The organism is Paraburkholderia sp. 31.1, from assembly GCF_014397645.1.
Classification (GTDB): domain Bacteria; phylum Pseudomonadota; class Gammaproteobacteria; order Burkholderiales; family Burkholderiaceae; genus Paraburkholderia; species Paraburkholderia tuberum.
Map to the genome: position 1 here is coordinate 132,114 of NZ_VZQN01000013.1, position 24,157 is coordinate 156,270.

General features: G+C 62.4%; 20 protein-coding genes. 6 read left to right on the top strand and 14 right to left on the bottom strand.

Annotated features, from left to right (window positions below):
• Nucleotide 1: 1 nt before the first annotated feature.
• The 8 genes from F6X37_RS12535 to F6X37_RS12570 form a co-directional block, all read right to left on the bottom strand.
• Nucleotides 2-3,235, bottom strand: a complete 3,234-nt coding sequence (locus tag F6X37_RS12535; RefSeq protein ID WP_187611519.1) for an efflux RND transporter permease subunit — start codon at nt 3,233-3,235, stop codon at nt 2-4.
• A 13-nt stretch (nt 3,236-3,248) separates the two neighbouring features.
• A complete protein-coding gene (locus F6X37_RS12540; protein WP_187611520.1) occupies nt 3,249-4,496 on the bottom strand; it encodes an efflux RND transporter periplasmic adaptor subunit in 1,248 nt (415 codons plus the stop codon).
• A gap of 16 nt (nt 4,497-4,512) precedes the next feature.
• Complete coding sequence (locus F6X37_RS12545) at nt 4,513-4,905, bottom strand: hypothetical protein (RefSeq protein ID WP_090808966.1); 393 nt, start codon at nt 4,903-4,905, stop codon at nt 4,513-4,515.
• Nucleotides 4,906-5,120: 215 nt separating this feature from the next.
• Nucleotides 5,121-5,507, bottom strand: coding sequence for a response regulator transcription factor (locus F6X37_RS12550; RefSeq protein ID WP_184061877.1), 387 nt, complete (start codon nt 5,505-5,507; stop codon nt 5,121-5,123).
• Nucleotides 5,508-5,669: 162 nt separating this feature from the next.
• Nucleotides 5,670-6,293: a response regulator transcription factor gene (locus F6X37_RS12555; protein WP_187611521.1), complete on the bottom strand. Its 624-nt coding sequence runs from the start codon at nt 6,291-6,293 to the stop codon at nt 5,670-5,672.
• Nucleotides 6,290-7,750, bottom strand: coding sequence for a PAS domain-containing sensor histidine kinase (locus tag F6X37_RS12560; protein ID WP_187611522.1), 1,461 nt, complete (start codon nt 7,748-7,750; stop codon nt 6,290-6,292). Before F6X37_RS12560 ends, F6X37_RS12555 begins: the two co-directional genes overlap by 4 nt.
• Before the next feature lie 935 nt (nt 7,751-8,685).
• Complete coding sequence (locus tag F6X37_RS12565; protein ID WP_410451272.1) at nt 8,686-9,273, bottom strand: YSC84-related protein; 588 nt, start codon at nt 9,271-9,273, stop codon at nt 8,686-8,688.
• 283 nt (nt 9,274-9,556) lie between these two features.
• On the bottom strand, nt 9,557-10,237 hold the full coding sequence (locus F6X37_RS12570) for a hypothetical protein (RefSeq protein WP_187611523.1): 681 nt from the start codon (nt 10,235-10,237) through the stop codon (nt 9,557-9,559).
• A gap of 231 nt (nt 10,238-10,468) precedes the next feature.
• Here F6X37_RS12570 and ppk2 point away from each other — a divergent pair, with 231 nt between their 5' ends.
• Nucleotides 10,469-11,284, top strand: a complete 816-nt coding sequence (gene ppk2, locus F6X37_RS12575) for a polyphosphate kinase 2 (protein ID WP_187611524.1) — start codon at nt 10,469-10,471, stop codon at nt 11,282-11,284.
• 27 nt (nt 11,285-11,311) lie between these two features.
• On the opposite strand, the gene F6X37_RS12580 is transcribed toward ppk2, so the two are convergent.
• The 4 genes from F6X37_RS12580 to F6X37_RS12595 form a co-directional block, all read right to left on the bottom strand.
• On the bottom strand, nt 11,312-13,096 hold the full coding sequence (locus tag F6X37_RS12580; RefSeq protein ID WP_187611525.1) for an acyl-CoA dehydrogenase family protein: 1,785 nt from the start codon (nt 13,094-13,096) through the stop codon (nt 11,312-11,314).
• Between the two features lie 17 nt (nt 13,097-13,113).
• Nucleotides 13,114-14,994, bottom strand: a complete 1,881-nt coding sequence (locus F6X37_RS12585; protein ID WP_187611526.1) for a feruloyl-CoA synthase — start codon at nt 14,992-14,994, stop codon at nt 13,114-13,116.
• A 72-nt stretch (nt 14,995-15,066) separates the two neighbouring features.
• Nucleotides 15,067-16,518 carry an aldehyde dehydrogenase gene (locus tag F6X37_RS12590; RefSeq protein ID WP_187611527.1) on the bottom strand — a complete coding sequence of 484 codons (1,452 nt, stop codon included), beginning with the start codon at nt 16,516-16,518 and terminating at the stop codon, nt 15,067-15,069.
• A gap of 38 nt (nt 16,519-16,556) precedes the next feature.
• On the bottom strand, nt 16,557-17,384 hold the full coding sequence (locus F6X37_RS12595; RefSeq protein WP_090810398.1) for a p-hydroxycinnamoyl CoA hydratase/lyase: 828 nt from the start codon (nt 17,382-17,384) through the stop codon (nt 16,557-16,559).
• Between the two features lie 205 nt (nt 17,385-17,589).
• Here F6X37_RS12595 and F6X37_RS12600 point away from each other — a divergent pair, with 205 nt between their 5' ends.
• Both F6X37_RS12600 and F6X37_RS12605 read left to right on the top strand, forming a co-directional pair.
• On the top strand, nt 17,590-18,003 hold the full coding sequence (locus F6X37_RS12600; protein ID WP_316251957.1) for a MarR family winged helix-turn-helix transcriptional regulator: 414 nt from the start codon (nt 17,590-17,592) through the stop codon (nt 18,001-18,003).
• A 33-nt stretch (nt 18,004-18,036) separates the two neighbouring features.
• Nucleotides 18,037-18,936 carry an amidohydrolase family protein gene (locus F6X37_RS12605; RefSeq protein WP_187611529.1) on the top strand — a complete coding sequence of 300 codons (900 nt, stop codon included), beginning with the start codon at nt 18,037-18,039 and terminating at the stop codon, nt 18,934-18,936.
• 58 nt (nt 18,937-18,994) lie between these two features.
• On the opposite strand, the gene mhpT is transcribed toward F6X37_RS12605, so the two are convergent.
• Complete coding sequence (gene mhpT, locus F6X37_RS12610) at nt 18,995-20,224, bottom strand: 3-(3-hydroxy-phenyl)propionate transporter MhpT (RefSeq protein WP_184061885.1); 1,230 nt, start codon at nt 20,222-20,224, stop codon at nt 18,995-18,997.
• Nucleotides 20,225-20,446: 222 nt separating this feature from the next.
• Between mhpT and F6X37_RS12615 the strand changes: the two genes are divergently transcribed.
• The 3 genes from F6X37_RS12615 (at nt 20,447) to F6X37_RS12625 (ending at nt 22,234) form a co-directional block, all read left to right on the top strand.
• On the top strand, nt 20,447-20,932 hold the full coding sequence (locus F6X37_RS12615) for a MarR family winged helix-turn-helix transcriptional regulator (RefSeq protein ID WP_090808939.1): 486 nt from the start codon (nt 20,447-20,449) through the stop codon (nt 20,930-20,932).
• Between the two features lie 253 nt (nt 20,933-21,185).
• The gene (locus tag F6X37_RS12620) at nt 21,186-21,764 is read left to right on the top strand and encodes a DJ-1/PfpI family protein (protein WP_187611530.1); all 579 of its coding nucleotides are present in this window, start codon (nt 21,186-21,188) and stop codon (nt 21,762-21,764) included.
• A gap of 131 nt (nt 21,765-21,895) precedes the next feature.
• Nucleotides 21,896-22,234 carry a ribbon-helix-helix domain-containing protein gene (locus F6X37_RS12625; RefSeq protein WP_187611531.1) on the top strand — a complete coding sequence of 113 codons (339 nt, stop codon included), beginning with the start codon at nt 21,896-21,898 and terminating at the stop codon, nt 22,232-22,234.
• Nucleotides 22,235-22,311: 77 nt separating this feature from the next.
• Here F6X37_RS12625 and F6X37_RS12630 read toward each other — a convergent pair whose 3' ends face one another.
• Nucleotides 22,312-23,550: an MFS transporter gene (locus tag F6X37_RS12630; RefSeq protein ID WP_184032360.1), complete on the bottom strand. Its 1,239-nt coding sequence runs from the start codon at nt 23,548-23,550 to the stop codon at nt 22,312-22,314.
• Between the last annotated feature and the right edge of the window lie 607 nt (nt 23,551-24,157).

Consider the following 24,157-nt stretch of genomic DNA (forward strand, 5'->3'; position numbering starts at 1 on the left):
GTTATTCACCTGCCTGCGGCGCGGACGGCGCCTCGCTCGACGCACCGGGCCCCGGCACCGCCGAGGGTTCGCGTCCTGCGCCGCCGCTGGGCTCCACGCCCGGCGTCGGCTTTTTGCCTCCCTTCGAGCGCGACGACATGGATTCGAGCAGGTAATAGAACATCGGGATGAAGAATACGGCGATCGCCGTCGCGCCCAACATGCCGCCGATCACACCGGTGCCGATCGAATGACGGCTGTTGGCCGACGCGCCCGTCGCGATCGCGAGCGGCACGCAGCCGAGAATGAACGCGAGCGAGGTCATCACGATCGGGCGCAGCCGTTCTTCCGCCGCGGTCATCGTCGCGTCGAACACCGAGGCGCCGGTCTCGCGATTGAGCACCGCGAATTCGAAGATCAGGATCGCGTTCTTCGCGGCGAGCGCGACCAGCATCGTCAAACCGATCTGGAAGTAGACGTCGTTGGACAGGCCGCGCAGCATGATCGCGAGCAGCGCGCCGAACAGCGCGAACGGCACCGCCATCAGCACGCCGACCGGCAGCGACCACTTCTCGTACTGCGCGGCGAGGATCAGGAACACCATCACGAGACCGAATACGAAGACGAGCCCGGACGTGCCGCCCGACTGCCGTTCCTCGAATGCTTCGCCGCTCCATGCGACGTCGTAGCCTTCCGGCATCTGCGCGGCGATCTGTTCCAGCGTCGAGATCACCTGTCCGGAGCTGTAGCCCGGCGCGGCGTTCGCCGTGACCTTGATGGCCGGGAAATTATTGAATCGCGTGACGAGGTCCGGGCCCGTCGTAAAGCGGTAGCTTGCCACCGACTTGATCGGCACCATCGTGCCGTTCGTGCTGCGCACGAAGATCTGATCGAGATCAGTAGGCTTCAGGCGATACCGCGGCTCCGCCTGCAGGATCACCTGCCACAGCCGGCTCGAACGATTGAACTGCGATACGTACAGCGAGCCGAACATCGTCTGCATCGCGCTATAGACGTCTTCGACCGGCACGCCGAGCGTCTCCGACTTGTCGCGATCCACGTTGACCAGCAGTTGCCGCGACGCCGCATTGAAGGTCATCGTGACGCCGGTCAGCTCCTTGCGCGCCCGCGCTTTCTGCACGAACTGGTCGGCCACGCCCGCGAGCTGTGTGATGGTCGCGTCGCCCTTGCTCTGAATCCACACCTCCGTGCCGCCCGTCGTGCCGAGCCCCGGAATCGACGGTGGGTTGACCGGCAGAATAATGCCCTCCTGGACGTTCGCGAAGTGGCGATACGCGTCGAGCAGCACCTGGCGCGCGTTCTGCGTCGCGCGGTTGGCGCGCGTATAGCGTTCGTCGAAGCTCTTCAGGCCGACGAAGAAGGTGCCGGCATTGTTCTTGTTCTGGTTGTCGAGCAGGCTGAAACCATCGACCGTGGTGATGCTGCCGACCGCCTCCTGTTTCATGAAATAGTCAGTGATGACTTGCGACACCTGGCCGGTGCGGTCGAGGCTAGCCGCGTCCGGCATGATGACCGCGCCGAGCAGATAACCCTGGTCTTCAGGCGGCAGGAACGCCGACGGAATCGAGCGCACCATCAGCACCGCCAGCGCGATCATCGCCGCGAAAAACACGAGCCCCATGACAAAGCGCTTGATGATGAGCTTGACCGCGCGTGTATAGCCCGACGTCATGCGGGCGAACTGATTGTCGAACCAGCGGAAAAAGCCCTTCTTCTCGTGGTGCGTGCTTTTAAGCAGCAACGCGGCGAGCGCCGGTGACAAGGTCAGTGCGACGATGCCGGACAGCACCACCGAAATCGCGATCGTGATCGCGAACTGCTTGTACATCTGGCCGGTGATGCCGCCGAGAAACGCGACCGGCACGAACACCGCGCACAGCACCAGCACGATCGCCACGACCGGGCCGGCGACTTCGTCCATCGCCTTCTTCGAGGCCTCTTTCGGTGACAGCTTGTACACGGTCATGTTGCGCTCGACGTTCTCGATCACGACGATCGCATCGTCGACGACGATACCGATCGCGAGCACCATGCCGAACAAGGTCAGCATGTTGATCGAAAAGCCCAGCAGCAGCATGAACATGCAGGTGCCGACGATCGACACCGGCACCGCGATGATCGGAATCAGCGTCGCGCGAAGGCTTTGCAGGAATACGAACACGACGATCACGACGAGCACCAGCGCTTCGAAGAACGTATGGATCACGTCCGAGATCGACGCTCGCGTGAACTCGGTCGTGTCCATCGCGATTTCGTAGGTCATGCCTTCCGGAAACGACTTCTTCAGTTCCGCGAGTGTCGTGCGCACCTGCTTCGCCACGTCGAGCGCGTTGGCGCCCGGCTGCTGATACACGGCGAGCACGGTGGCCGGCTTGCCCTGGAAGCGGCTGCGAATCGAGTAGTCTTTCTGGCCGAGCTCGGCGCGGCCGATGTCCTTGAGCCGCACGATCGCCGCGCCGCCGTTCGCGGCGCGCACGATGATGTTGTCGAACTGCGAAGGCTCGGCGAGGCGCCCCGTGGTCGTGACCGCGAACGATTGCTGGACCTCTCCGCTGGTCGGCGACTGTCCGATACTGCCCACCGCGAACTGCTGGTTCTGGTTCGCGACGACCCGTTGCACGTCGGCGGCCGTCACGCCGAGCTGCGCCATTCGGTCGGGCTTCAGCCAGATGCGCATCGCGTAGTCTGGATTGCCGAAAATACTCGACTGATTCGCGCCCGGAATCCGCTTGATCGCGTCAAGCACGTAGATGTTCGTAAAGTTCGCGATATACGTCGAATCGTAGCGGTTGGTGGGCGAATAGATCGCGATCACCATCATGAACGCCTGTGACTTTTTCTGTACCTGAATGCCCTGCGCCTGGACCGATTGCGGCAGTTGCGGCAGCGCGAGATTCACGCGGTTCTGCACGTCGACCTGGGCCAGTTCGGGGTTCGTGCCGATCTGGAAGTACACGTTAAGCGTCATACTGCCGGTCGACGAACTCGACGAGTTCATGTAGATCATGTTGTCCGCGCCATTGACCTGCTGCTCGATCGGTGCGGCGACATTGTTCGCGACGACCTCGGCGCTGGCGCCCGGATAGGTGGCGGACACCGTGATTTGCGGCGGCGTGATATCGGGGTACTGCGCGACCGGCAGCGAGAACATCGCCAATGCGCCGCCGAGCGTGATGACGATCGAAATGACTGACGCGAAAATCGGCCGATCGATGCAGTAGCGCGAAATGTTCATGGCGACTGCCCCGTCACTCGGCGGCGGGCGCTGCCGCGGCGCCTTGCGATGCAGCGGTCGCCACCGCCGCCTGGCTTTTCCCGCCGGCCGCCAGGGTTTTGATGATTTTCAGCTGCGAATCCGCGGTAACGCGCAGCGCGCCGTCCACGACGATGCGCTCGCCCGCCTTGAGTCCGTCGGAAATAAACCAGTTATCGCCCTGCCAGTCGCCGACTTCGACGACGCGCTGATGCGCCTTCGAGTCGCTATCGACGACCCACACGAAGTTGCTCTTCGCGCCCTGCAACACCGCGCGCTGCGGCACGAGCGTCGCATTGGGCCGGATCGCGCCGGAAACGCGGGCCCGCACGAACTGGCCGGGGCGCAAGGTGCCCTTCGGGTTTTCGAAGGTCGCGCGCACGAGGAAGGTTCCCGTTTCGGTATTGAACGCCGGGTTCGCGAAGTTGATCTGGCCTTGCTCGGCATAGGGCGAGCCATCGGCGAGAATCAGATGCACGGAGAAATTGTCGTGCGCGGGAAATCGCAGATGTCCTGCCGCGATGTCATCCCGGTACTTCAGCATCTCGTTCTCGGAGATGCTGAAATTCACCCACATCGGATCGAGCTGGTACACGTAGGTCAGCAAACCGTTCGAGGTCGCCGTCACGTAGCTGCCATCCTGCAGACGCGCGAAGCTCGACAGGCCGTTCAGCGGAGACTTGATCGTCGTGTAGCCGAGGTTCAGCAGTGCGGTGTCGACTTCGCCCTGGGCGGCGATCACCGCGGCGGCGCTCTGCTTCTCGTTGCCGACCGCGTCGTCGAGATCCTTCTTGCTCAACGCGTTCTGCGCCGCCAACGGCACCACGCGCGCGAGATTGGCCTTGGCGACTTCGAGACGCGCCTGCTGCTGGGCCAGTTGCCCTTTCGCGGTCCGCAGCGCGGCCTCGAACGGCTTGCGGTCCATCTGGAACATCGTTTGTCCCGTCTTGACCAACGCGCCTTCGGTGTACATGCGCTTGTCGAGGAAGCCGTCCACCCGCGAGCGGATCTCGACTTCACGCGAACTCTGCGTTTGCGCGGTAAATTCGAAGTCGACCGGCGTGTCCTGTTGCGTCACGGTCATCACGGTCACTTCCGGCGCGGCGGCGACCGGCGGCGGTGGCGCCTTCTTGCACGACGCGAGCAAGGTGAGCAGCGTCAGCGCCGCGACGACGGCGAGCAATGGGAGAGCGCCGCGAGAATCCGGCCGCGGCGAGACCAGGGAAACGGGTACGGTTTTCATCGCGCACTCCGCCTGATCACAAAGGCGTGCAGTTGCCGAACAGCACGAAGGCATCGTTTCTGTTGGCAATCGTCAGCGTCATCTCGCCGTCCGTCGAATCGACGACCAGCGTCCAGCCAAAGCCCAACTCATTGCCGAGGATCAGGAGCTGATCCGCCTCCTTGGTGACCGACAGCATCGGCGTCGTGCGCGCGGGACCGACGACCGCGCGTTTGTCGAAGTCGAGAGTCAGGAATTTCGGCAGACCGAGATCCGCGGGCAACGCGCGTGTGCAGGCGATGCCCGGATCGCAGGCGTGCGCGTCGATCGTCGCGCAGATCAGCCGCTTGCTGCCGTCGAAGTCCGCCGCGCCCACCTGCATCGCAGCGGTACCGAGAAGAATCGCGAGACAAACCGAAATTGATTTCATCACGTGCGCTCCCGCTTTTATCCTTGAACGCTGCCGCACTCCGCGCGGCGCATCGCACGCGCAAAGGCACGCACGCGCCGCAACCCGTCCGGTTTCGAATTCGGTGCGGCGCAGCCGGTGTCGGTTCGACGCGTTGACTGAGTTCAGTTTGGTGGTCCGAAGAAACGGCGACAATCGGACCTTGGTCTCATATCATCCGGCGCGAAGACGCGCGTTCAGGGTGTCGGCGGACCGCCGATGGCCACCTCGACCGCCTTGAACAGAATCGCGCTGGTGAAAGGCTTGCGCAGATACGCGGCCGCGCCGGCCGCGAGCGCGCTCTGGCGGACGGAGAGGTCGTCATAGGCGGTAATCACGATGACCGGCACGCCCATTTGCGCGAGCTGACGCTGGACTTCCAGGCCGTTGGTTCCCGGCATCTGGACATCCAGAATCACGCAGGCAGGGCGATACGACGGAATTGCCACAAGCGCATTCAAGAACTCGTCACCGCTGCAAAACGTCTCCGCCCTGATACCTTCGGAATGCAGCAAACGCTTGATGGCTCGGCACACCGACTCGTCATCGTCGACCACCGCAACGAATTGGTTAGGGTTGACCATATGACAGCGCGAACGCGCAGTCGCTCCGGAAAGTGGACCACTGATGCCTTAGCGTACTGGTTGAAACCCCGATGAGATATAAGACTTTGGTCCACTAGCGATGTCGGCCAGCGCCGCTCAAAGTGGCGGCGCAACGCGGGAGTCGGCGCCTGGTTCGGGCGATTATTCTTCGTCGGCCGTACAAACGCCGCCCTTTCGCACCAGATGAACGAGGTCGACGATCGATCGGGCCTTCATCTTCTCCATCACGCGGGCCCGATGAATCTTGATCGTTTTTTCGGCCGCGCCCAGATCGCTCGCAACCTGTTTGTTCAGGCGGCCAGTCACGACGAGTTCCATGACTTCGCGTTCGCGGCGGGTCAGATGCCGCATCCGCTCTTCTATTTCCTCGCGTTCGTGGCGCCGCCTGCTTTCCACACACGCGCGCGCGAGCGCGCGATCCACCGCGGCGAGCAACAGCGAGTCGCGCACCGGCTTGGGCAGAAAGTCGACCGCTCCGCCTTTCATCGCGTCGACGCTCGAGCTGATGTCGCCGTGCCCGGTCAGGAATACGATCGGCAGCAGCTGATCGAGCTTGCGCTGCACTTCGAGTCCCGTCATGCCCGGCATCTGCAGGTCGAGAACGAGGCAGGCTGGCATGCTCGTCAGATCGGCTCGTTCGAGAAAGGCCTCAGGACTGTCGAAGCATTCGACCTGGTAGCCGGAGGCGCGCAGCAAGCGGGCGAGCGCGCTGCGCACGCTGTCGTCGTCGTCGACGATGAAGACGCGAGTGTTGGTCTGGTTCATGATGATCGGGGCACGAGTCTCTGTCGGATATCGGTCGCGACGGGAAGCGTGACGTGAAACGATGCCCCTTTGCCCTCGTTGTTTTCCGCCCACAGCCGGCCGCGGTGCGCCGTGACGATCGTGCGGCTGATCGAAAGACCCAGTCCGAGCCCCTGCGGTTTGGTGGTGAAAAATGGCCGGAAAATCCTTTCCATGCTGTCGACGTCGAGGCCCTGGCCGCGATCTTTTACCGTTATCCGTATCAGTCCGTCCGCTTCCTCACGCGCTGTCGTTTCGACGAGGCGGTCCGCGGCAGGGCAATCCTTGACCGCGTCGAAAGCGTTGAGCAGCAGGTTCAGGATCACCTGCTGAAGCTGAACCTTGTCGCCGCAAATGAGCGCCAGATTGTTCGGAATGTCGAAGCTCGTGCGCACGCTGCGCGTCAACGCATCGCTGTGCACGAGCGTCGCGATGTCGCGCACGACGTTGCCGACGTCCAGCAACTGCAACTCGACATCGCCTTTGCGCACCAATGCGCGAATCCTTTGCAGCACCTCGTTCGCGCGGCAATTGTCGGCCACGATGTCTTCGAGCGCTTCGCGCAGCTCCACTACGTTGGTCGTCTCCGCATCCATGAATTTGCGTGCGGCTTGCGCGTTGAACAGGATCGCGGTAAGCGGCTGCTTCAACTCGTGCGCGAGCGATCCGGCAAGTTCGCCCAATGAAGAAACGCGCGCGAGATGCGCTAGATCCCTCGTATTTCCATCGACTTCGCCGCACGCACTGCAATCCGATATCGCGGTGATCCGCAATTCCTGATTGTGCACGCGGCATCGCGTGGTTTCCGCCTCCGCGTGAAAGCCGCCGCCATCGCGCCGCCGCGCGATCAGAATCTGCGTGGTCGTGACGCCGGGGATTTGTATCTTCGCGCCACGATTGCCTGGGCCCGACCGATCGGCATTGATGCCATCGATCGGAAACAGCTTGGCGGTTGGCGCGCCGATCAGCTCTTCCCTCGTGTAGCCGAACAGTTGCGCCGCCCGCGCGTTCGCGAAGATGATCTGGTCCCGCTGGTCGACCGTGACGATCGGAACCGGCAACATTTCGAGCGTCTCGCACAGCGGCATGCTCGCGTCGAGGATGCGCCGCGTGCTGCTATCGCCTTCGCCTCGCAGCCACGACGCGCAAGCGGCGACATAGCGCCGCCATGCCGGCAACGCGTACGGCGGCTCGCGGGTATCGCGGGTACTCTGTCGGCTCGACACGCCGGGGATATTGCGAGCGTGCTGAAACCGGTGATGCCTGGGTGAAAACTGTCTGGAACGGTCGTGCCCGGATAGTGGAGGACCGTCGTTGCGCGCATTGTCGATCTGGGACGGGCCGCATTGACCCATGTGGCGCGGTTGCGCGTGCAGCGCCGTGAGAATTCCCGCTACCCCGATCGCCAGGTGTCTGCCGTACACGATCAGATTAATCATTGGCACCTCCGGGTCCAGTGCGAACGGATTCCGTACAACTGCGACGTCTTTATCTTTGGGCTTCGAACCACATAATTGACTTCACAATCGCTACTTCGCACGTCGGGTGGCTGGAAGTCAGTATAGGCTATCCAGAATCACTTACCGAAGGGTTACCTTAATTTATGCCGCTTACTCGGGAAACTACTCAATAGTGTTCTGCGTTGTCCGCCATCAATCTGAAAATGGCGACAGAGTTTGTTAGGCAGTTAGTTATTGCCGGGCGAGGCAGTGTCCGTGCCGCCCGTTTGCACGCACAGGAAAGTTAGCAAACTGGCAACGTCGCCGTACGAGCCGCAATGTTCCCTGCGCCGTGACGGATTTGCACTAGCCCGTGAAGCCCGGCGCGATAGCGCTTTCAGATGGAAACTTCCAACCGTAAAGCTTTCATGCATCGCGAATCGCAGAGTCAGCGGGTATACCCAACGCTAATTCTCCAATTTAATTAATTGGTCGGCGATAGGTTTTTTTGACGCAATTCAACGCTTTTATCGCCCGCTATTCCAGTGCGAATCATTTTCATTCATCGACCACAAAAAATAAAATTATGCCAGGCAGATGACTAAACGCAGCACCGCGGCGAGAAGGCGTGTTTCGGCTTCGTCTTTTCTACCGGTATTGAATAAACAGGAAGGTCAGTGCAGATTACAGGCAGCGTCGCTGCGAGTCGCGAGCGCATCTGGCTCGCAGCGTTTCGTGGGGACAACGGGAGGGATGATTGGGAGGCTAGGTGGGGTGGGTCCGCCAAAAACTATCCGCTGCGCGTCGCCGTGCCAAGGCACGCGTAGCGTGTCGCGCGGCCTCGCAGTAACGAAACCGCGCAACACGCGGTAGACGCGCCGCCGTGTGACAGCGCCATGACGATTCGATCGAATGCCGCTGCTTGCCGCGCCCTGCTACAGATTCATGCGTGTAACCTTGGTGCCGGCCAGCGACAGGTCGGCCATCAAGCCCGTATTGGTCAAGACCATCGCGACGACCTCGGCGGTCACCGACGAGGTATCGATCGCGCCGGTAGCGCCGACTTTCAGCAGTGAAACCGAAGCATCGACGCCCGCCGACCAGCCCTTCGCGTTGCGGAATTTATCGAGCGAATCTTTCGTCATGAACAGGAAGAACACGGCGGTCGACTGCGCGCCGGCCTGCAATCCGAACGATGCCGCGGCGGTACTGTAATAGCCGACCGTCGCTCCGCCGACGCGCAATGCCCCTTCACCGTACTCGCCACCGACGATGAACGCCGCCTTCCTCACCGAAGGAAACACCAGCACGCCCTGCGCCTTCGATACGAGTTCGTGCGAGCCTTGCACCGTATCGAACAATTTCGACAGCGCACCGTTCACGGCCGCGTCGATCTCCTGCCGTTTGGCGGCGTCGGTAGTGGCGCTCTCGCCACTGCCTCCGGTCGTCGTGCAACCCGCCAAAGCCAGACTCGCGGCCATGGATGTAAGCGCGAGCGTGTGCACAAAGTTCCGTCTGTTCACTATCGACTCCGTTCTGGTTACGATCCGAGTCGCCAGTCCTGATGGCTGGAAGCCTCGATCTTTTTTCTCCGCCGTGAAGCGGCATAGCCGCCCAAGGAACCATCAATGCCATCGCCGCGCGTCGATTTTCTTCGGTATCCGGATGCGACGACTACAACGCTTGCAGATACATGATGTCACGCTGAAACCGCTGCGGAATCGGACCTTGGTCTTACAGGAAGCGCGGTGTCGATGATGAATGAAACGCGAAGCCAGCGAAGCTGATTGGCGGGGCCGACCTCGATCATCCGCCGAGCGCGATGATCGCCACGGTGAGCAGGACGCCGACCGCGGCCATCGCAAGGCCGGCCTGCCAGCCGCGAAATCCCGCGTAATGCCCCAGCGCCATGCCGCTGCCGAATAACATCGCGATAGTCAAGACACGGGAGACGATCAGCGCCGTCGGAACGTTCGCGAACAGCACGAAGGGCAACGCGACCGGGAATGTTGCGGCTACTACGAGCACAAAGATAGCCGCGGCGGCGGTGAAATCATCGCGCACGAATACTGCTCGCTGCGGCAGATCCGGCCGCGCCGCAACACGCCTGCGGATGGACTCGAGCTCCGTATCGCCGATCAACGGTCTGAGCCACGCGGCCATTGCGTCGCGAAGCGTCCGAACGCCCGCGGCCGCATTCGGCTGGCCTCGCACGGAATGCGCAAGCGTCACACGCCTGCCGCGAGCCACCAGCGTACGCACGAGGAACATCACCGCGTCCGCGAGGCCCCATGCGAGATTGCAGCCGAGCGCGGTGTAGAACATCTTGTGCCCCGCGTCGGCACCCGCGCCGACGGCCGAAACGGTGCCGACGAACGTCAGCGCCATGAAGAGGCCGAAACATGACTCGCACACTCGATCGACGACATCGAGAACCGGCTCCCTGTCGCCGACGTTTTCCTGCTCCGTGTGACCCGTGGCATCCATGAGGCCTCCTGTGGCGATGACGTGAACCGAACCTGCCCTTTGCTGGCATACGGATGAGGCGCGACGAGCACAGTCGGATCGGGCAGGCGCGAGCAGACGCCCGCAGCATACAGCGCGCCCTGTACCGGCGATATTGGACCAAGGTCGTATGGCCCTGCTTCGCGTCGCGCTCTACCTTGGGAATGGATCATTGCGTAGTACGCTGGAACAGTCCGCGCTGGGGAGAAGAGAATGGCCAAAACGAAGTCGGAAAACGAGCAGCCCGAGCAAGACAGGGCGCTGTCGTACAAGGAATATCGCAAGGCGCTTTTCGATCTGCATGTCGAGCTCGTCAAGCTGCAGGAATGGGTCGTGCAAACGGGAAGCAAGGTCTGCGTCGTCTTCGAGGGACGTGACGGCGCGGGCAAAGGCGGCACGATCAAGGCGATGACCGAGCGCGTCAGTCCGCGCGTCTTCCGCGTCGTTGCATTGCCCGCGCCTAGCGAACGTGAAAAAAGCCAGATGTATATGCAGCGCTACGTGCCGCACTTGCCGGCCGCGGGCGAGATCGTCATTTTCGACCGCAGCTGGTACAACCGCGCCGGCGTCGAGCGCGTGATGGGTTTCTGCTCCGAGGAGGACGTGCAGACGTTCTTCAAGGCCGTGCCGCTCGTCGAGCGGGCGATCGTCGAATCCGGGGTCATCCTCCTCAAGTACTGGCTCGAGGTCAGCCCCGAGGAACAGACCCGACGTCTCGAGGCACGCATCCACGACGGTCGCAAGATCTGGAAACTGACCGAGATGGACCTGAAATCCTATAGCCGATGGTATGACTACTCGCGTGCCCGCGATGAGATGCTCGCGGCGTCGGACACCGACTATGCTTCGTGGTTCATAGCGAATTCAAACGACAAGCGGCGCGCGCGACTGAACATCATCAGCGACATGCTTCAGAGGATTCCGTACAAGCAGCCTGCCCGCAAGAAGGTCTCGCTGCCGAAACGGCAAAAGCCCGACGGTTATAAGGAACCAGACTATCCGTTTAAATACGTGGCCGAGCGGTATTGATCCGGCAGGTGTTGCTCGAGCTGACCTTCAAACGTACGGCAGCGTTGCCTCGCACCCGGCTGCAACGAGGCTGCGGCGATAAGCGAAGGCCGCGAGCGGGTAGTCGAAGAAGAAGCGGCCCGTCTCCCGCTTCTCCACATAGAATGTTTCCGCCTCGCATTGCGGCGTCGCAATTCGCAGCGCGCGCGCCCATGCGAACGCCAGCAGCATCCAGCCAAGCATCGCGAGATAGTCGTCCGCGACCCGGTATGCCGTCTCCGGGTCTTGCGCGTGGCGTGCCTTGATCGACCGTGTCGTGCTCTCCACTGTCTGTGCGAGCTCTGCGAGCTTCGCGCCGGCCGCACGAACCGGCGGATCGGACTCCTGGCACAGCCGCGCTTCCGCGCGCACGTGGCGAAGCAGCACATCGAACGCCACCGCCCCATCGGGCAGCACCTTCCGAATCAGCAGATCGATCGCCTGAATTTCGTTGGTGCCTTCGTACAACATCGACACGCGACTATCGCGCAACGTCTGTTCAATGCCGTACTCGTGGATGTAGCCGTAGCCGCCGAACACCTGCAGCGCGTTCGATGCAGCGCCGAAACCGTTGGCCGTAAAAAACGCCTTTGCAATCGGAGTCAACAGCGATGCGAGCTGCGCCGCCTGTTCCCGTTCGGCGGCGTCGGCATGACGTGCGGCGATGTCGAGCCAATGCGCGGTCCAGTAACCGATCGCGCGCTCGCCTTCGACGATCGCGCGCAGCTCCATCAGAATCCGCCGCATGGCCGGATGAAACGCAATCGGCGCAGCCTTCCCCGGTGCGACGTTCGCACCGGGCGGCACGCTCACTGCACGCATCTGCGCGCGTTCCTGCGCGTAAGCGTGCGCGCGTTGCCACGCGGTGTGCGCATGCCCGAGGCCCTGCATCGCAACCTGCAGCCGCGCCGCGTTCATCATCACGAACAGGCACGCGAGACCGCGATGCGCTTCACCGACGAGCCAACCGAATGCGCGTTCGAAGCGCATCGTGCAGGTCGGGCTGCCTTTCAGGCCCATTTTCTTTTCGATGCCTTCGCAATAGACACCATTGCACGAGCGCCCACCGTCGCCGTCTTCCAGCCATTCCGGCACGACGAACAGCGACAACCCTTTCGTGCCGGGCGGCGCATCGGGCACTCGAGCGAGCACCAGATGAACGATGTTCTCCGTCAGATCGTGCGCGCCGCCGCTGATAAAGATCTTGCTGCCGTCGATGAAATACCCGTCGGTGCCCGGTGCTTCAGTCGCGCGCGAACGGATCAGGCCGACATCGCTGCCGGCCTGGGGCTCGGTCAGACACATCGTCGATAGCCACTCGCCACTCGCGACTTTCGGCAGCAATGCCTTTTTCACGCGTTCGCTGCCATACGTCTGCAAGCATGCCGTCGCGCCGTGCGTGAGCCCGGGCGACATCAACCATGCATGGTTGGCGCCCGCGAGCATTTCCTGAAGTGCGACGTCGAGAAGCTGCGGCAGACCCTGTCCGCCGTGCCCGGTGTCGAGCGATAATGTCGGCCAACCCGCTTCGACGAATTCCGCGTAGGACTCGCGAAAGCCCGCGGGCGTCGTCACCTTGCCCGCGTCGAAACGACATCCTTCGAGATCGGCGCTCGCGTTGAGCGGCGCGATGCGCTCCTCGACGAAACGCGCCGCTTCCTCGAGCACCTGCTGCGCGGTCTGCGAGTCGAGGTCTTGCCAGTCGGGCACGTCGCGCCACCACGAAGCGGCGTCGAGCCACTCGTCCATCACGAAGCGCATGTCGCGTAGCGGCGCCTGATAAGTCAACGTCATTTCTTCCTGTCCCTGGACTAGCTGCCTCTGCGCGCATGGATCACGGTCGCGTCGGCGGCGTCGGCCACGTGCATCGCTTCCACGAGCGCGGCCCGGTGCTGGAGCACGGCGCGCTGATTGATCGAGCCTTTGTCGGTGATCTCGCCGAGGTCGAGCGACGGCGGCACGCTCAGCAGGTGCATGCGGGCAATGAACGAGGCACTGCCTGTCGCGCTCCGATTCAGCCGCGCGACGAGCTCGCTGAAGAAATCTCGCACGGCGGCCGTGTTGAGCACGTCCTCGGCGCTCGCAGCCGCGGGCGAACCCGCCAACGAGCGACATGCGTCGAGGCGCGGAAAAATCATCGCGCCCACTTCGTCGCGATTCATCCCCGTGATGACGGCATCCTGAACGTAGGGCGCCCCTTCGCTGATGATGCGCGCGCGCATCGGCCCGACGCTGACGAACGTTCCCGACGCAAGCTTGAAGTCCTCCGCAATGCGGCCATCGAACATCAGGCCCAGTTCGGGACGTTGCGGGTCCACGAAACGCACGGCGTCTCCTGTGCGGTAGTAGCCTTCATCGTCGAACACGCTGCTCTGAAGCGCCGGCGATGCTCGCCAGTAACCGCCCATCACGTGAGGGCCGCGAAAGCGCGCTTCGAATTTGTCATCGACGGGCGCGAGCTTGGTCTGGCACCCGGGCGGCGGCAAGCCGATATAGCCGGCGCACGATACCGGTCCCGTCGTGAACAGACACGACGGCGCGGTCTCGGTCATGCCGAGCCCGGCCATGATGCGGATGCGCTCTCCGCAATGTTCGAGCGTTACGCGCTCGAGACGCTCCCACGCCGCCTGCGACAGACCGGCGCCCGCGAAGAAATACATCTTCACGCGCGAGAAAAACCGCTCGCGCAGCGCCGCATCCTTTTCCAGCGCGATGGTCAGTTCTTCCCAACCCTTCGGCACGTTGAAGTAGATGGTCGGCGCGACCTCACGCAGATTGCGCAGCGTCTCGTCGAATTTGCCGGCCACGGGTTTGCCGTCGTCGATATAGAGCGTGCCGCCGTTGTACAGCACGATGCCGACGTTGTGGCTGCCGCCGAACGTGTGATTCCACGGCAGCCAGTCGACGAGGACCGGCGGCTCGATGCCGAACTGCGGAAAGGTTTCGAGCAGCATCTGCTGGTTTGCGCCCAGCATGCGATGCGTCGTCGGCACGGCTTTCGGCAGGTTCGTCGAGCCGGACGTGAACAGGAACTTCGCAATCGTGTCGCCGTTCACGCGCGCGTTGGCAGCGTCGACGTCGCGCGGGGCCGTGTCGAGCAATGCGTCGAAGCGCGTCACTCTCGACGCGTTTGGCGCGGGCACCGCGCTGACACGTTCGACGTCGCTTCCCAGCGCGGCATCGAGCGCCGCTGTGTACGCGCCGATATCGTCCGCGTAAACCAGACCCGGTTTGAGCAGTTCGAGGACATGGCGCAGCTTTCCGTAATCGCCCGACATCAACGAATAGGCCGGCGAAACGGGTGCATAAGCGATACCCGCCCACATCGCGCCGAGCGCGAGTTGCATATGTTCGACGCTGTTGCCCGACAGGATCACCAACGGGCGTTCCGCGCTGAGATCACGATCGAGCAGCGCCTGCCCGATCGCACGCGCGCGCTCGAGCATCTGCGCATACGTGATGCCCTGCCACGCGCCACCGGCATCGCGTCGTGCGACGAGCAGCCGGTCGGGATGCGCGCGTGCGCCGCTCAGCAGGCGGTCCGTAAACCGCTCCGGAAACGGACCCAGAGGTTCAAGTGTCTCGAGGTACCAGCAGTCGCCGCGTTTCTCGATCCGCGCTGAAGGTGCTCCGATGGCGACGCTCCGGTATCCGGTCGCCAGAGAGCTTGCGTGGCTGTGCTCCGATTCCAAAACCTGTCTCCTAGTTGTGCCATTTCATGCAAGGATGGGGCGGCCGCAATCGTTGCGGCCGGGAGCCGACGTCTAGATCGGATAATGACGCGGACTCGTCTGCACCGTGATCCAGCGCAACTCGGTGAACTCGGGAATCGACGCCTTGCTGCCGAAGCGCCCATAACCACTCGCCTTCACGCCGCCGAACGGCATCTGCGCCTCGTCGTGCACGGTCGGGCCGTTGATGTGGCAGATGCCCGACTCGATGCGTTTCGCGACGTTCATCGCGCGCGCGATATCGCGGCTGAACACGGCGGCCGACAAGCCGTACTCGCTATCGTTGGCGACCGTCAGCGCCTCTTCGTCGCCGTCCACGCGCTGCACCGTCACCACCGGGCCGAACGATTCATCGGCATAAAGCTTCATCTCGCGCGTCACGTTCTCGACGATCACCGGCTGCATGATCGCGCCTTTCACCTCGCAACCGAGCGGCAGCTTCGCACCCTTTTCGCGGGCGTCTTCGACCAGCGCGCGAATGCGCCGCGCGGCGGCTTCGCTCTCGAGCGTGCCGAGGATCGAGCCCGGCTGTGTCGGATCGCCTGCCTTCAGCGTGCGCGCTTTCGCGACGAGCTTTTCGACGAACGCATCGGCAACCTTGCGATCGACGATCACGCGTTCCGTCGACATGCAGATCTGCCCTTGATTGAAGAACGCGCCGAACGCGATGCCCTCGACGGCAGCGTCGAGGTCCGCGTCGTCGAGCACGAGCACCGGCGCCTTGCCGCCGAGTTCGAGCAACGCGGGTTTCAGATGGCGCGCGGACAGCTCGGCGACGATGCGGCCGACACGCGTCGAACCGGTGAAATTCACACGCTTCACGGCAGGATTCGCGACCAGACGCTCGACGATCGCGGGCGCGTCTTCCGGCGCATGCGTGAGCACGTTGACGACGCCTTCGCCGAGACCCGCGTCGTTCAGCGCTTCGCCGATCAGCGCATGCACGCCGGGACAACCTTCCGATGCCTTCAGCACGACCGTGTTGCCGCACGCGAGCGGCATGGCGAGCGCGCGCGTCGCGAGGATCACGGGCGCGTTCCACGGCGCCATGCCAAGCACGACGCCGCACGGCTGGCGCACGGCCATTGCGAGGCTGCCCGGCACGTCGGACGGAATCACCGCGCCGTCGATCTGCGTCGTCATCGCCGCGGCTTCGCGCAGCATGTTGGCCGCGAGCATGACGTTAAAGCCGTACCAGTTCGCCATCGCACCCGTTTCGGCCGCGCCGATCTCGATGAATTCGGCCGTGCGCGCGTCCATGCGCTCGGCGGCGGCGAGCAGCCGTTTGCGGCGCTCGGTAGGCGTGAGCGCCGCCCATGCCGGGAACGCGCGCGCTGCGGCGGCGACGGCCGCATCGGCATCCTCGACGGTGGCCGCCGCGGCGCGGGTGGCAACCGACCCCGTCGCGGGATTGATGCGTTCGAAGGTTTTGCCGTTCGACGCGGCACGTTTCGCGCCGCCAATCAACAGGTTCGTTTGATGCATGTGTTCGTCTCCTCAGTCGTCCTGCTGAAGTGCGCCGCTTAGCGCTTATAGGTCTGCAAGCCCGGCTTGATGCTCTTGTCGTCGAGGAACTGCTTGAGGCCCTGTTCGCGGCCGCCTTCCGGATCGCGATAGTTCGCCTGGTCGAGCTTCGCGTACAGGTAGTCTTCGTTCTGCTCCCACGTGAGTTCGCGCGAACGCTTGAAGCCATGCTTCGCGTTGCGCAGCACGACCGGGTTCTTGTTCAGCAGCTTCGCCGCGAGAGCGATCGTTTCGTCGCGCAGTTGCGCGAGCGGCACGCTTTTGTTCACCAGACCCATCTTCGCGGCTTGCGGACCCGTGAAGGTGTCGCCCGTCATGATGTAGTACAGCGCTTCACGATGACCGACGGTATCGGCCATCGCCTTGCTCACGAGGTTGCCCGGCGGGATACCCCAGTTGATTTCGGACAGGCCGAACACGGCTTCGTCCGCGGCGATCGCGAGATCGCAGGCGACGAGCGGAGAGAAGCCGCCGCCGAAGCACCAGCCGTTGACCATGGCGATCGTCGGCTTCGAGTACATGCGCAGCAATTGCCATTGCCAGCGGCTCGCGTCGCGGCGAATCCGCTCCTGCAGCACGTCCGGGCCCGCGTCCACTTCGCGGAAATATTCCTTCAGGTCCATGCCGGCCGTCCATGCACTGCCTTCGCCGGTCAACACGAGAACCTGGGCTTCGGCGTCGAGTTCGAGCGTCTCGAGAACGTCGATCATTTCCTTGTTCAGCGTCGGGCTCATCGCGTTGCGCTTATCCGGACGATTGAACGTGACCCAGGCGATTCCGCCTTCGACCGCGACCTTGACCGTTTTCCAGCGTCCTTCGTAACTCATCTGCTTCTCCGTATCAATGCCGCCCTCGCGGCCTGAACTCAATTTAATATCAGGTGACCTGATAAGTAAAGTACAATATCGAAGTCTTGGTACAAACCCCTAACCGCCTATGCCGACGATCACGAGAAAGCCGTCAGGGTCTGAATCGACACCGCGCGCCACGGCGCGGCGCAACCTGCGCGATCGAAGGCACGCTGCCGCTCCGGTGCGTCTCAGCTACCTGGCCGGGCAGCTCGACAAGATTCTCACGCGGCAGCTTTCCGAAGCGCTTGCCTCGCATGGTCTGACGTTGCCGCAATACACCGCGCTGTCGGTGCTGCGGGCGCGCGCACGTTCGTCGAACGCACAGCTCGCGCAGCGCTCGTTGATCACGCCGCAAGCGGCCAGCGCGGTCGTCAAATCGATGGAAGCGAATGGATGGGTGACGCGCGTGGCCGGTCCGCTCAACCGTCGCGTCGGGCTGCTGTCGCTGACGAAGGCCGGCGAAACATTGCTGGCTCAGTGCGACGGTGCCGCTGACAGGGTCGAGCAATCGATGCTCGGCGAAATCGATGAACACGATTCACGGATGCTGAAAAACCTGCTGCTGACGTGCGTGCGCAATCTTCGCGCAGCCTGACGCATCAGCTTTGATTACACATAGGAAACGCCATTGAACATCGATCAACTGAAGGCCATCGACACCCACGTGCATGCCGAGGTGTCGTGCTGCCAACCACCGGACCTGTTTGCCAAAGAATTCGACGAAGCCGCCGACAAATACTTCGGCACCGTGCTCAAACAGGGGCGCCGCCCGACCATTCCCGAAACCATCGAGCACTATCGGGAGCGCAATATCGGCTTCGTGATGTTTACCGTCGACTGCGAAGCGAACATCGGGCGCCGCCGCATTTCGAACGAAGAGGTCGCGGAGTTCGCGCAGAAAAACTCCGACATCATGATCGCGTTCGCCAGCATCGATCCGCACAAAGGCAAGTTCGGCGCGCGCGAAGCGCGGCGGCTCATCGAGGAGCACGGCGTGCGCGGTTTCAAGTTTCACCCCACGATGCAGGGTTTTTTCGCCAACGACCGCATGGCATACCCGCTCTACGAAGTGATTGCCGAGTACCGGCTGCCGGCGGTATTTCACAGTGGACACTCGGGCATGGGCTCGGGCATGCGCGGCGGCGGCGGTTTGCGCCTCAAGTATTCGGAGCCGATCTACCTCGACGATGTCGCCGCCGACTTCCCCGACATGAAGATCGTGATCGCGCATCCCTCCTGGCCATGGCAGGAGCAGGCGCTGTCGATCGCGCTGCACAAGCCGAACGTGTATATCGATCTGTCGGGCTGGTCGCCGAAGTACTTTTCGCCCGAGCTGGTCAAGTATGCGAACACGCTGTTGCGCAACAAGGTGCTGTTCGCGTCCGACTTCCCACTGATCCGCCCCGACCGCTGGCTCGAAGACTTCGATACGCTCGACATCAAGCCCGAAGTAAAGCCGCTCGTTCTGAAGGAGAACGCCGTCAGGTTGCTTGATCTGCGGGCCCGAGGCACGACGAATCGCGAATGACGCAGGAAAAATGGCCCGGCGCGAAAACGCCGGGCCAGTTGGGTCCATCAACGACGAGTTAGCGTTTCGCGGCGTTGGAGCGAATGACGAGCAATGCTGTAATCGCCGCGATGATCGTCACCGGCACGCTCGCGCCGATGACGAGCGCTGAACTCTTTCCCATCGCAAGCAATTGCCCGGCGGCTACGGGGCCGACAATCGAGCCGACGCGTCCCACCGCCACCGCGGCGCCGACTCCCGTACCCCGCACGCTGGTCGGATAGCTGGCGGCGGACAGCGAATACAGCATCGACTGCGCACCGACGACGCCCATTCCGGCAAACAGCACGGCAACGGACAGCGTCTCGATGCTGGCGACTTGCGAAAGCGCGACCAATGCGCCGACGATGCACGCATAGATTGCCGTGACTGACAGGCCTTGTCTGAAGCGGTCCATCAGCAGACCGATGCCCAGTACGCCGATCACACTGCCGACGTTGAAAAAGATCTGGGCAATCCCGGCCTGCGAACGGCTCATGCCGCGCCCCACGGTCAACGAAGGCAGCCAGTTCAGCAGGAAGTAAAGAACGATCAGCGTGCAGAAGAAGCTGATCCAGATACCGATCGTCGCGGCGGCGCGCCCCTCGCCGAACAGGACTTCGCGCGTCGAAAGGAGCGGCTTGTCCGCCGTCGTGAATTCCCGCGATTCGGTGGCGAATTCGCGCGACTCAGGCAGCAATGCCATCAGCAGCGGAATGATGATCAGCGGTCCGACTCCGCCCACGTAGAAGATATGACGCCACGCGGTAGCACCCGCGCTCAGTACGGCGATCAATGCGGCAAGCGCGCCGCCGAGCGGCATACCGCAATACATGACGCTAACCGCCGTGTTGCGGTGACGCGCATCGACCGCCTCGGACGACAACGCGATCAGGTTCGGCATCGCGCCGCCGAGCCCGATGCCCGTCAGCACGCGAGCAATCAGCAGACTTTCGAAACTCCAGACTTGCGCGGTCGCAATCGAGAAGATGCCGAATATCGCCATCGAGATCATCAGAACGCGCTTGCGGCCGATCCGGTCGGCGAGTCTGCCGCCGATCATCGCGCCCGGCAAAAGCCCCAACATGCCGGCGCTGAAAGCGAGCCCCAACTGGCTGACCGACAAGCCGAACTCGTGCGCCATTCGAGGCGCCGCAACGCCAGTGGACTGCAGGTCGATACCCTCCAATACCGCGACGAGAAAGCACAATGCCAACGTTAGTGCAGTACTGGAGCCCACCGCACTCGACCGATTAGCAACACTTGACATGACGTCTCCTTCACCTTTGATTGAATTGCCAGAGGCGAGCCACGCTTCGTTCTTCGACGAAGCGGCCATGGGAAGGAGAAGATTTCTGACAATGATCTTGCGCCACTTATCAGAATCCTTCCCACAGCACCCCCGGAATTGATGATGAGTCTAGTCTCAGGATGCCTGATATTGAAAGTAGAATATGATATGCCTGGTAGAAACACCTAAGGCAACCTGATAATGATCAAGACAATGGAGAAGCGGCGAACGCCCCTTGCCAAACAGGCCGGTTCAACGAAAACCGGTGCGCCACCTTCCCGCGTTTCCTATGTGGTCGGCCAACTCGACCGCCTGCTCAAACGCAGTTTGATCGATGTACTGGGTGAATTCGGGCTGACCTTGCCTCAGTTCACCGCGCTCTCCGTCATCAGCGCCAGCGGCGCGATGACCAATGCGAAACTCGCCGAACGCTCGTTCATCACGCCGCAGTCGGCCAACGAAGTTGTCAAGACGATGGAAGCCAACGGTTGGGTCGGACGCGTGGGGCATCCTACCCACGGTCGACTGATTCATCTGTTTCTGACCGACGAAGGGCGTCGGGTACTGCAGGAATGCGATTCGGCGATCGACGCGCTCGAAGCGTCCATGCTGGACGGAGTAACGGAAATCCCGGTCGATACGCTGCGCAAGGTGCTGCAGCGATGTGTGTCGAATCTGCGCGGTTGAATGGACGTTCCCAATGATAAAAGAGTCGCACTCGAATGGAGCGCGACTCTTTTTCTTTGCTCCACCACCGCGATCGTCTGCCGCATTCGGGCTGAATTCCGTTCAGCTCAGTGAAATCCCTGGTCGGCATTTAGCCGCGTATTACCTGGCCCACTGCGTCGATCGCTATATTGCTTCTCAACGGCCGCCGCCTTCACACCGCGATAGCGCGTCCGCCTCGCCATTTCCCACCCCATTCGAGAGGAGACGAAGCATGTCAAAGCGAATTCTTATCATCGCCGGCGATTTCGTCGAAGATTATGAGCTGATGGTGCCGTTTCAGGCACTGGCGGCAGTCGGGCATTCGGTGGACGTCGTCGCGCCCGACAAGCGCGCGGGCAACGCGATTCGCACCGCAATCCACGACTTCGAAGGCGATCAGACCTACACCGAAAAGCGTGGCCATAACTTCACGCTGAACGCCGATTTCGCGTCGGTGAACCCCGCGCAATATGACGCGCTGCTCGTGCCCGGCGGCCGCGCCCCCGAATATCTGCGGCTCAACGACGAGGTGATCGGCTGGGTACGCCAATTCGCCGAAGCGAAGAAGCCGATAGCCGCGGTCTGCCACGGCGCGCAACTGCTGGCTGCGGCAGGTGTGATCGAAGGCCGGCGCATCTCGGCGTATCCGGCCTGCGCGCCCGAAGTGAAGCTCGCGGGCGCGCAGTACGTGGCGCTCGACTGGCCTGACGCGATCACGGACGAGAACTTCGTCACCGCGCCCGCATGGACCTCGCACGTGAACTGGCTCGCGCAGTTCCTTGCGCTGCTGGGCACGCGCATCGCGCATTGAAGGAGCGCGCCTCGACCGAGGCGCGGCATCGCGGGCGACCAACCGTGTTACGCTCGATCGCGACGGCATGAGCGCCCGCGCCGCGCGCTTCGCGTCCTGCGACGTCATCATTCGCGAGAAAGGCTGAACATATGTGCAACGTCTATGTCAACGCTGATCCGATCCTCTACGAGTCGCGTACGCGCGCGCTGCGCATTCATGGCGTCGTGACCACGCTGAGGCTCGAAAATCTCTTCTGGGACGTGCTTCGGGAAATCGCCAACCGCGAGAACGTGACGACGACCCAGTTCGTCGTGAAGCTTCACGACGAACTGGTCGCCTTGCGCGGCGAAGAGCCGTTGAATTTCGCGTCTTTTTTGCGCGTGTGCTGTTTGCGCTATCTATCGACGAGCGCCGCCCGCAAGGAGGCCGCTGGCGACGTGCCGCTCAACGCCCCGTTTCAACCCAGAGTCGTGAAGACGGCTGTTTGACGGCTTCCGTCGCCTGGCGGTCGCCTCAGCTGGCTAGCGCGGTGCGGTCCAGTCACGCGACGCACTGTCTCGACGCGTCAGTCGACCGACGCATCGCAGGCGCAATCAAGAGAAGCCGCCGTGGCCGGCCGTTCCAATACAGCAAGCCGTTGCAGTGCCACGAGGCCCAGTAGCGCGAGTCCAAGTCCCAGCGTGAAGTCAGCGTGAACGCCCGCACGGTCGACAATGGTGCCCCCCACTGCCGAGCCCACCGCAATCGCCACCTGGATGATGCTGACGAACATGGCCGACCCCGCTTCGGGCAGGTCTGTCGTGCCGCGCTGAATCCACACGCTGAAGCAAAGCGGAAGCGCTCCGAACGCGATTCCCCACAGCAGCATCCCCGCGGTCTCGCCGATCGGCGAATGTTCGAGCAGCAACATCGACGACATCGCGCCCAATAGCAGCAGAACCATCGCGGCGACGGATTTCTTTAGATGGTCCGAAATCACCATCGATGTCAACGCATTGGAGAAGAAGCCGATCAGACCGAATCCGAACAGCAACAGCGTGATCGCGCTCAACGAGAAGTCGTGTTCGAGCAACGGCGCAATATACGTGTAGGTCGAGAAATGCGCGCCGAAGACGAGCGCGACCATCACCATGCTCAACCTCGTATGAGGCCGGACAAGCAGGGTTTTGAAATCGGCGATCCGCAACGCCGATGCCGACGGCAACGAAGGCACGAGGAACGCCTGCGCCAGTAAGGCGAGCGACACGAGGCCCGCGGTGGCGGCGAACGCCATGCGCCACGATGCAAACGATGCGATGAACGTCCCGAGCGGCACGCCGATCACAGTTGCGCAGGTCACGCCGGTCAGAATGGTCGCGGTCGCTTTGGCGGCATCCTTTGCTTGCACGAGTCGAGGAGCCGCCGCCGTCGCCAGAGTCCAGAAGCCACCCAGCGCGCCGCCAAGCAGAGCCCGTCCTACGAGCATGATCGCGAGGTTCGGTGCGATGGCACACACGACGTTCGCGATCAACAGTACCGCAGTGAGGAGCAGGAAAACGTATCGGCGGTCCATGCGGCCCGCGCTGACTATCAGCGTCGGCGCCAATATCGCGGCCATCACGCCGGGCGTGGTGACCATGAGGCCAGCGACACCGGTCGACACGCCGAGGTCGTGTGCGATTTGCGGCAACAGCCCGACAGGCAAAAACTCGGCCGTGACGAAGGCGAATGCGCTTACCGCTACCGCTATGACGGAAAGCCATTGACCCGCGGAGGTTGAATGTCCTTCCAACGATGCCGGGATTGCAGGTGTATCGATTTGCATGATGACCTTGATGCCAGATTGAAGGCTCGTACTTTAGGCTGGGCCTCGTGTCGGAAAAAGAGTCGTCCGATGAAAAGACTAGAAGGTGTGGCTGAACAATGCCTCTGCGGCGATATCTCGCTATGAGTCAGCTAGTCTCGCGAAACGACCGCGGCCGGCTCTTCCATATGCGTCGGCACGGAAGCGTTCGCCATCAGCAATGTGATGCGCATTGGCCAAACCATCGACGCTCCAACTGTTTTCTTGACAGTCTTCCACAATGTTACGAGGTCTCGTAAGTCGCGCCGCCGTGCGTTCTCAGGGCCGCCATAGAGGTATTGCAGCGTTCGCGGCGGTTTGAGGGCTTCGTTTTTTGCAGCGTGCAATGGAGCCCCCGTGATAGGCATACCAACTGATCTGATCGCACGAGGGAGGCGGATGGCGATTGACTTGAAAGTGGGGGCCCGTCGGAGCTGCACGCTCTACACGCGGCACGAATATCGCGGCAACACGTCCAGCGACGAGGTGCGCACCGGCCGCCAGTTCATTACTTCGGCAAGTTCATGGGAGCTCACGCGCGACGCGAGCCAGCTAGCCCGGCTCGCCAGGTTCATGCGCCATGCTCAGG

Bases quoted from the DNA above. Each gene is read 5' to 3' on its own strand.
- F6X37_RS12535 (WP_187611519.1), bottom strand. From the start codon at position 3,235: ATGAACATTTCGCGCTACTGCATCGATCGGCCGATTTTCGCGTCAGTC.
- F6X37_RS12540 (WP_187611520.1), bottom strand. From the start codon at position 4,496: ATGAAAACCGTACCCGTTTCCCTGGTCTCGCCGCGGCCGGATTCTCGC.
- F6X37_RS12545 (WP_090808966.1), bottom strand. From the start codon at position 4,905: ATGAAATCAATTTCGGTTTGTCTCGCGATTCTTCTCGGTACCGCTGCG.
- F6X37_RS12550 (WP_184061877.1), bottom strand. From the start codon at position 5,507: ATGGTCAACCCTAACCAATTCGTTGCGGTGGTCGACGATGACGAGTCG.
- F6X37_RS12555 (WP_187611521.1), bottom strand. From the start codon at position 6,293: ATGAACCAGACCAACACTCGCGTCTTCATCGTCGACGACGACGACAGC.
- F6X37_RS12560 (WP_187611522.1), bottom strand. From the start codon at position 7,750: ATGATTAATCTGATCGTGTACGGCAGACACCTGGCGATCGGGGTAGCG.
- F6X37_RS12570 (WP_187611523.1), bottom strand. From the start codon at position 10,237: ATGGATGCCACGGGTCACACGGAGCAGGAAAACGTCGGCGACAGGGAG.
- ppk2 (WP_187611524.1), top strand. From the start codon at position 10,469: ATGGCCAAAACGAAGTCGGAAAACGAGCAGCCCGAGCAAGACAGGGCG.
- F6X37_RS12580 (WP_187611525.1), bottom strand. From the start codon at position 13,096: ATGACGTTGACTTATCAGGCGCCGCTACGCGACATGCGCTTCGTGATG.
- F6X37_RS12590 (WP_187611527.1), bottom strand. From the start codon at position 16,518: ATGCATCAAACGAACCTGTTGATTGGCGGCGCGAAACGTGCCGCGTCG.
- F6X37_RS12595 (WP_090810398.1), bottom strand. From the start codon at position 17,384: ATGAGTTACGAAGGACGCTGGAAAACGGTCAAGGTCGCGGTCGAAGGC.
- mhpT (WP_184061885.1), bottom strand. From the start codon at position 20,224: ATGTCAAGTGTTGCTAATCGGTCGAGTGCGGTGGGCTCCAGTACTGCA.
- F6X37_RS12615 (WP_090808939.1), top strand. From the start codon at position 20,447: ATGATCAAGACAATGGAGAAGCGGCGAACGCCCCTTGCCAAACAGGCC.
- F6X37_RS12620 (WP_187611530.1), top strand. From the start codon at position 21,186: ATGTCAAAGCGAATTCTTATCATCGCCGGCGATTTCGTCGAAGATTAT.
- F6X37_RS12625 (WP_187611531.1), top strand. From the start codon at position 21,896: ATGTGCAACGTCTATGTCAACGCTGATCCGATCCTCTACGAGTCGCGT.
- F6X37_RS12630 (WP_184032360.1), bottom strand. From the start codon at position 23,550: ATGCAAATCGATACACCTGCAATCCCGGCATCGTTGGAAGGACATTCA.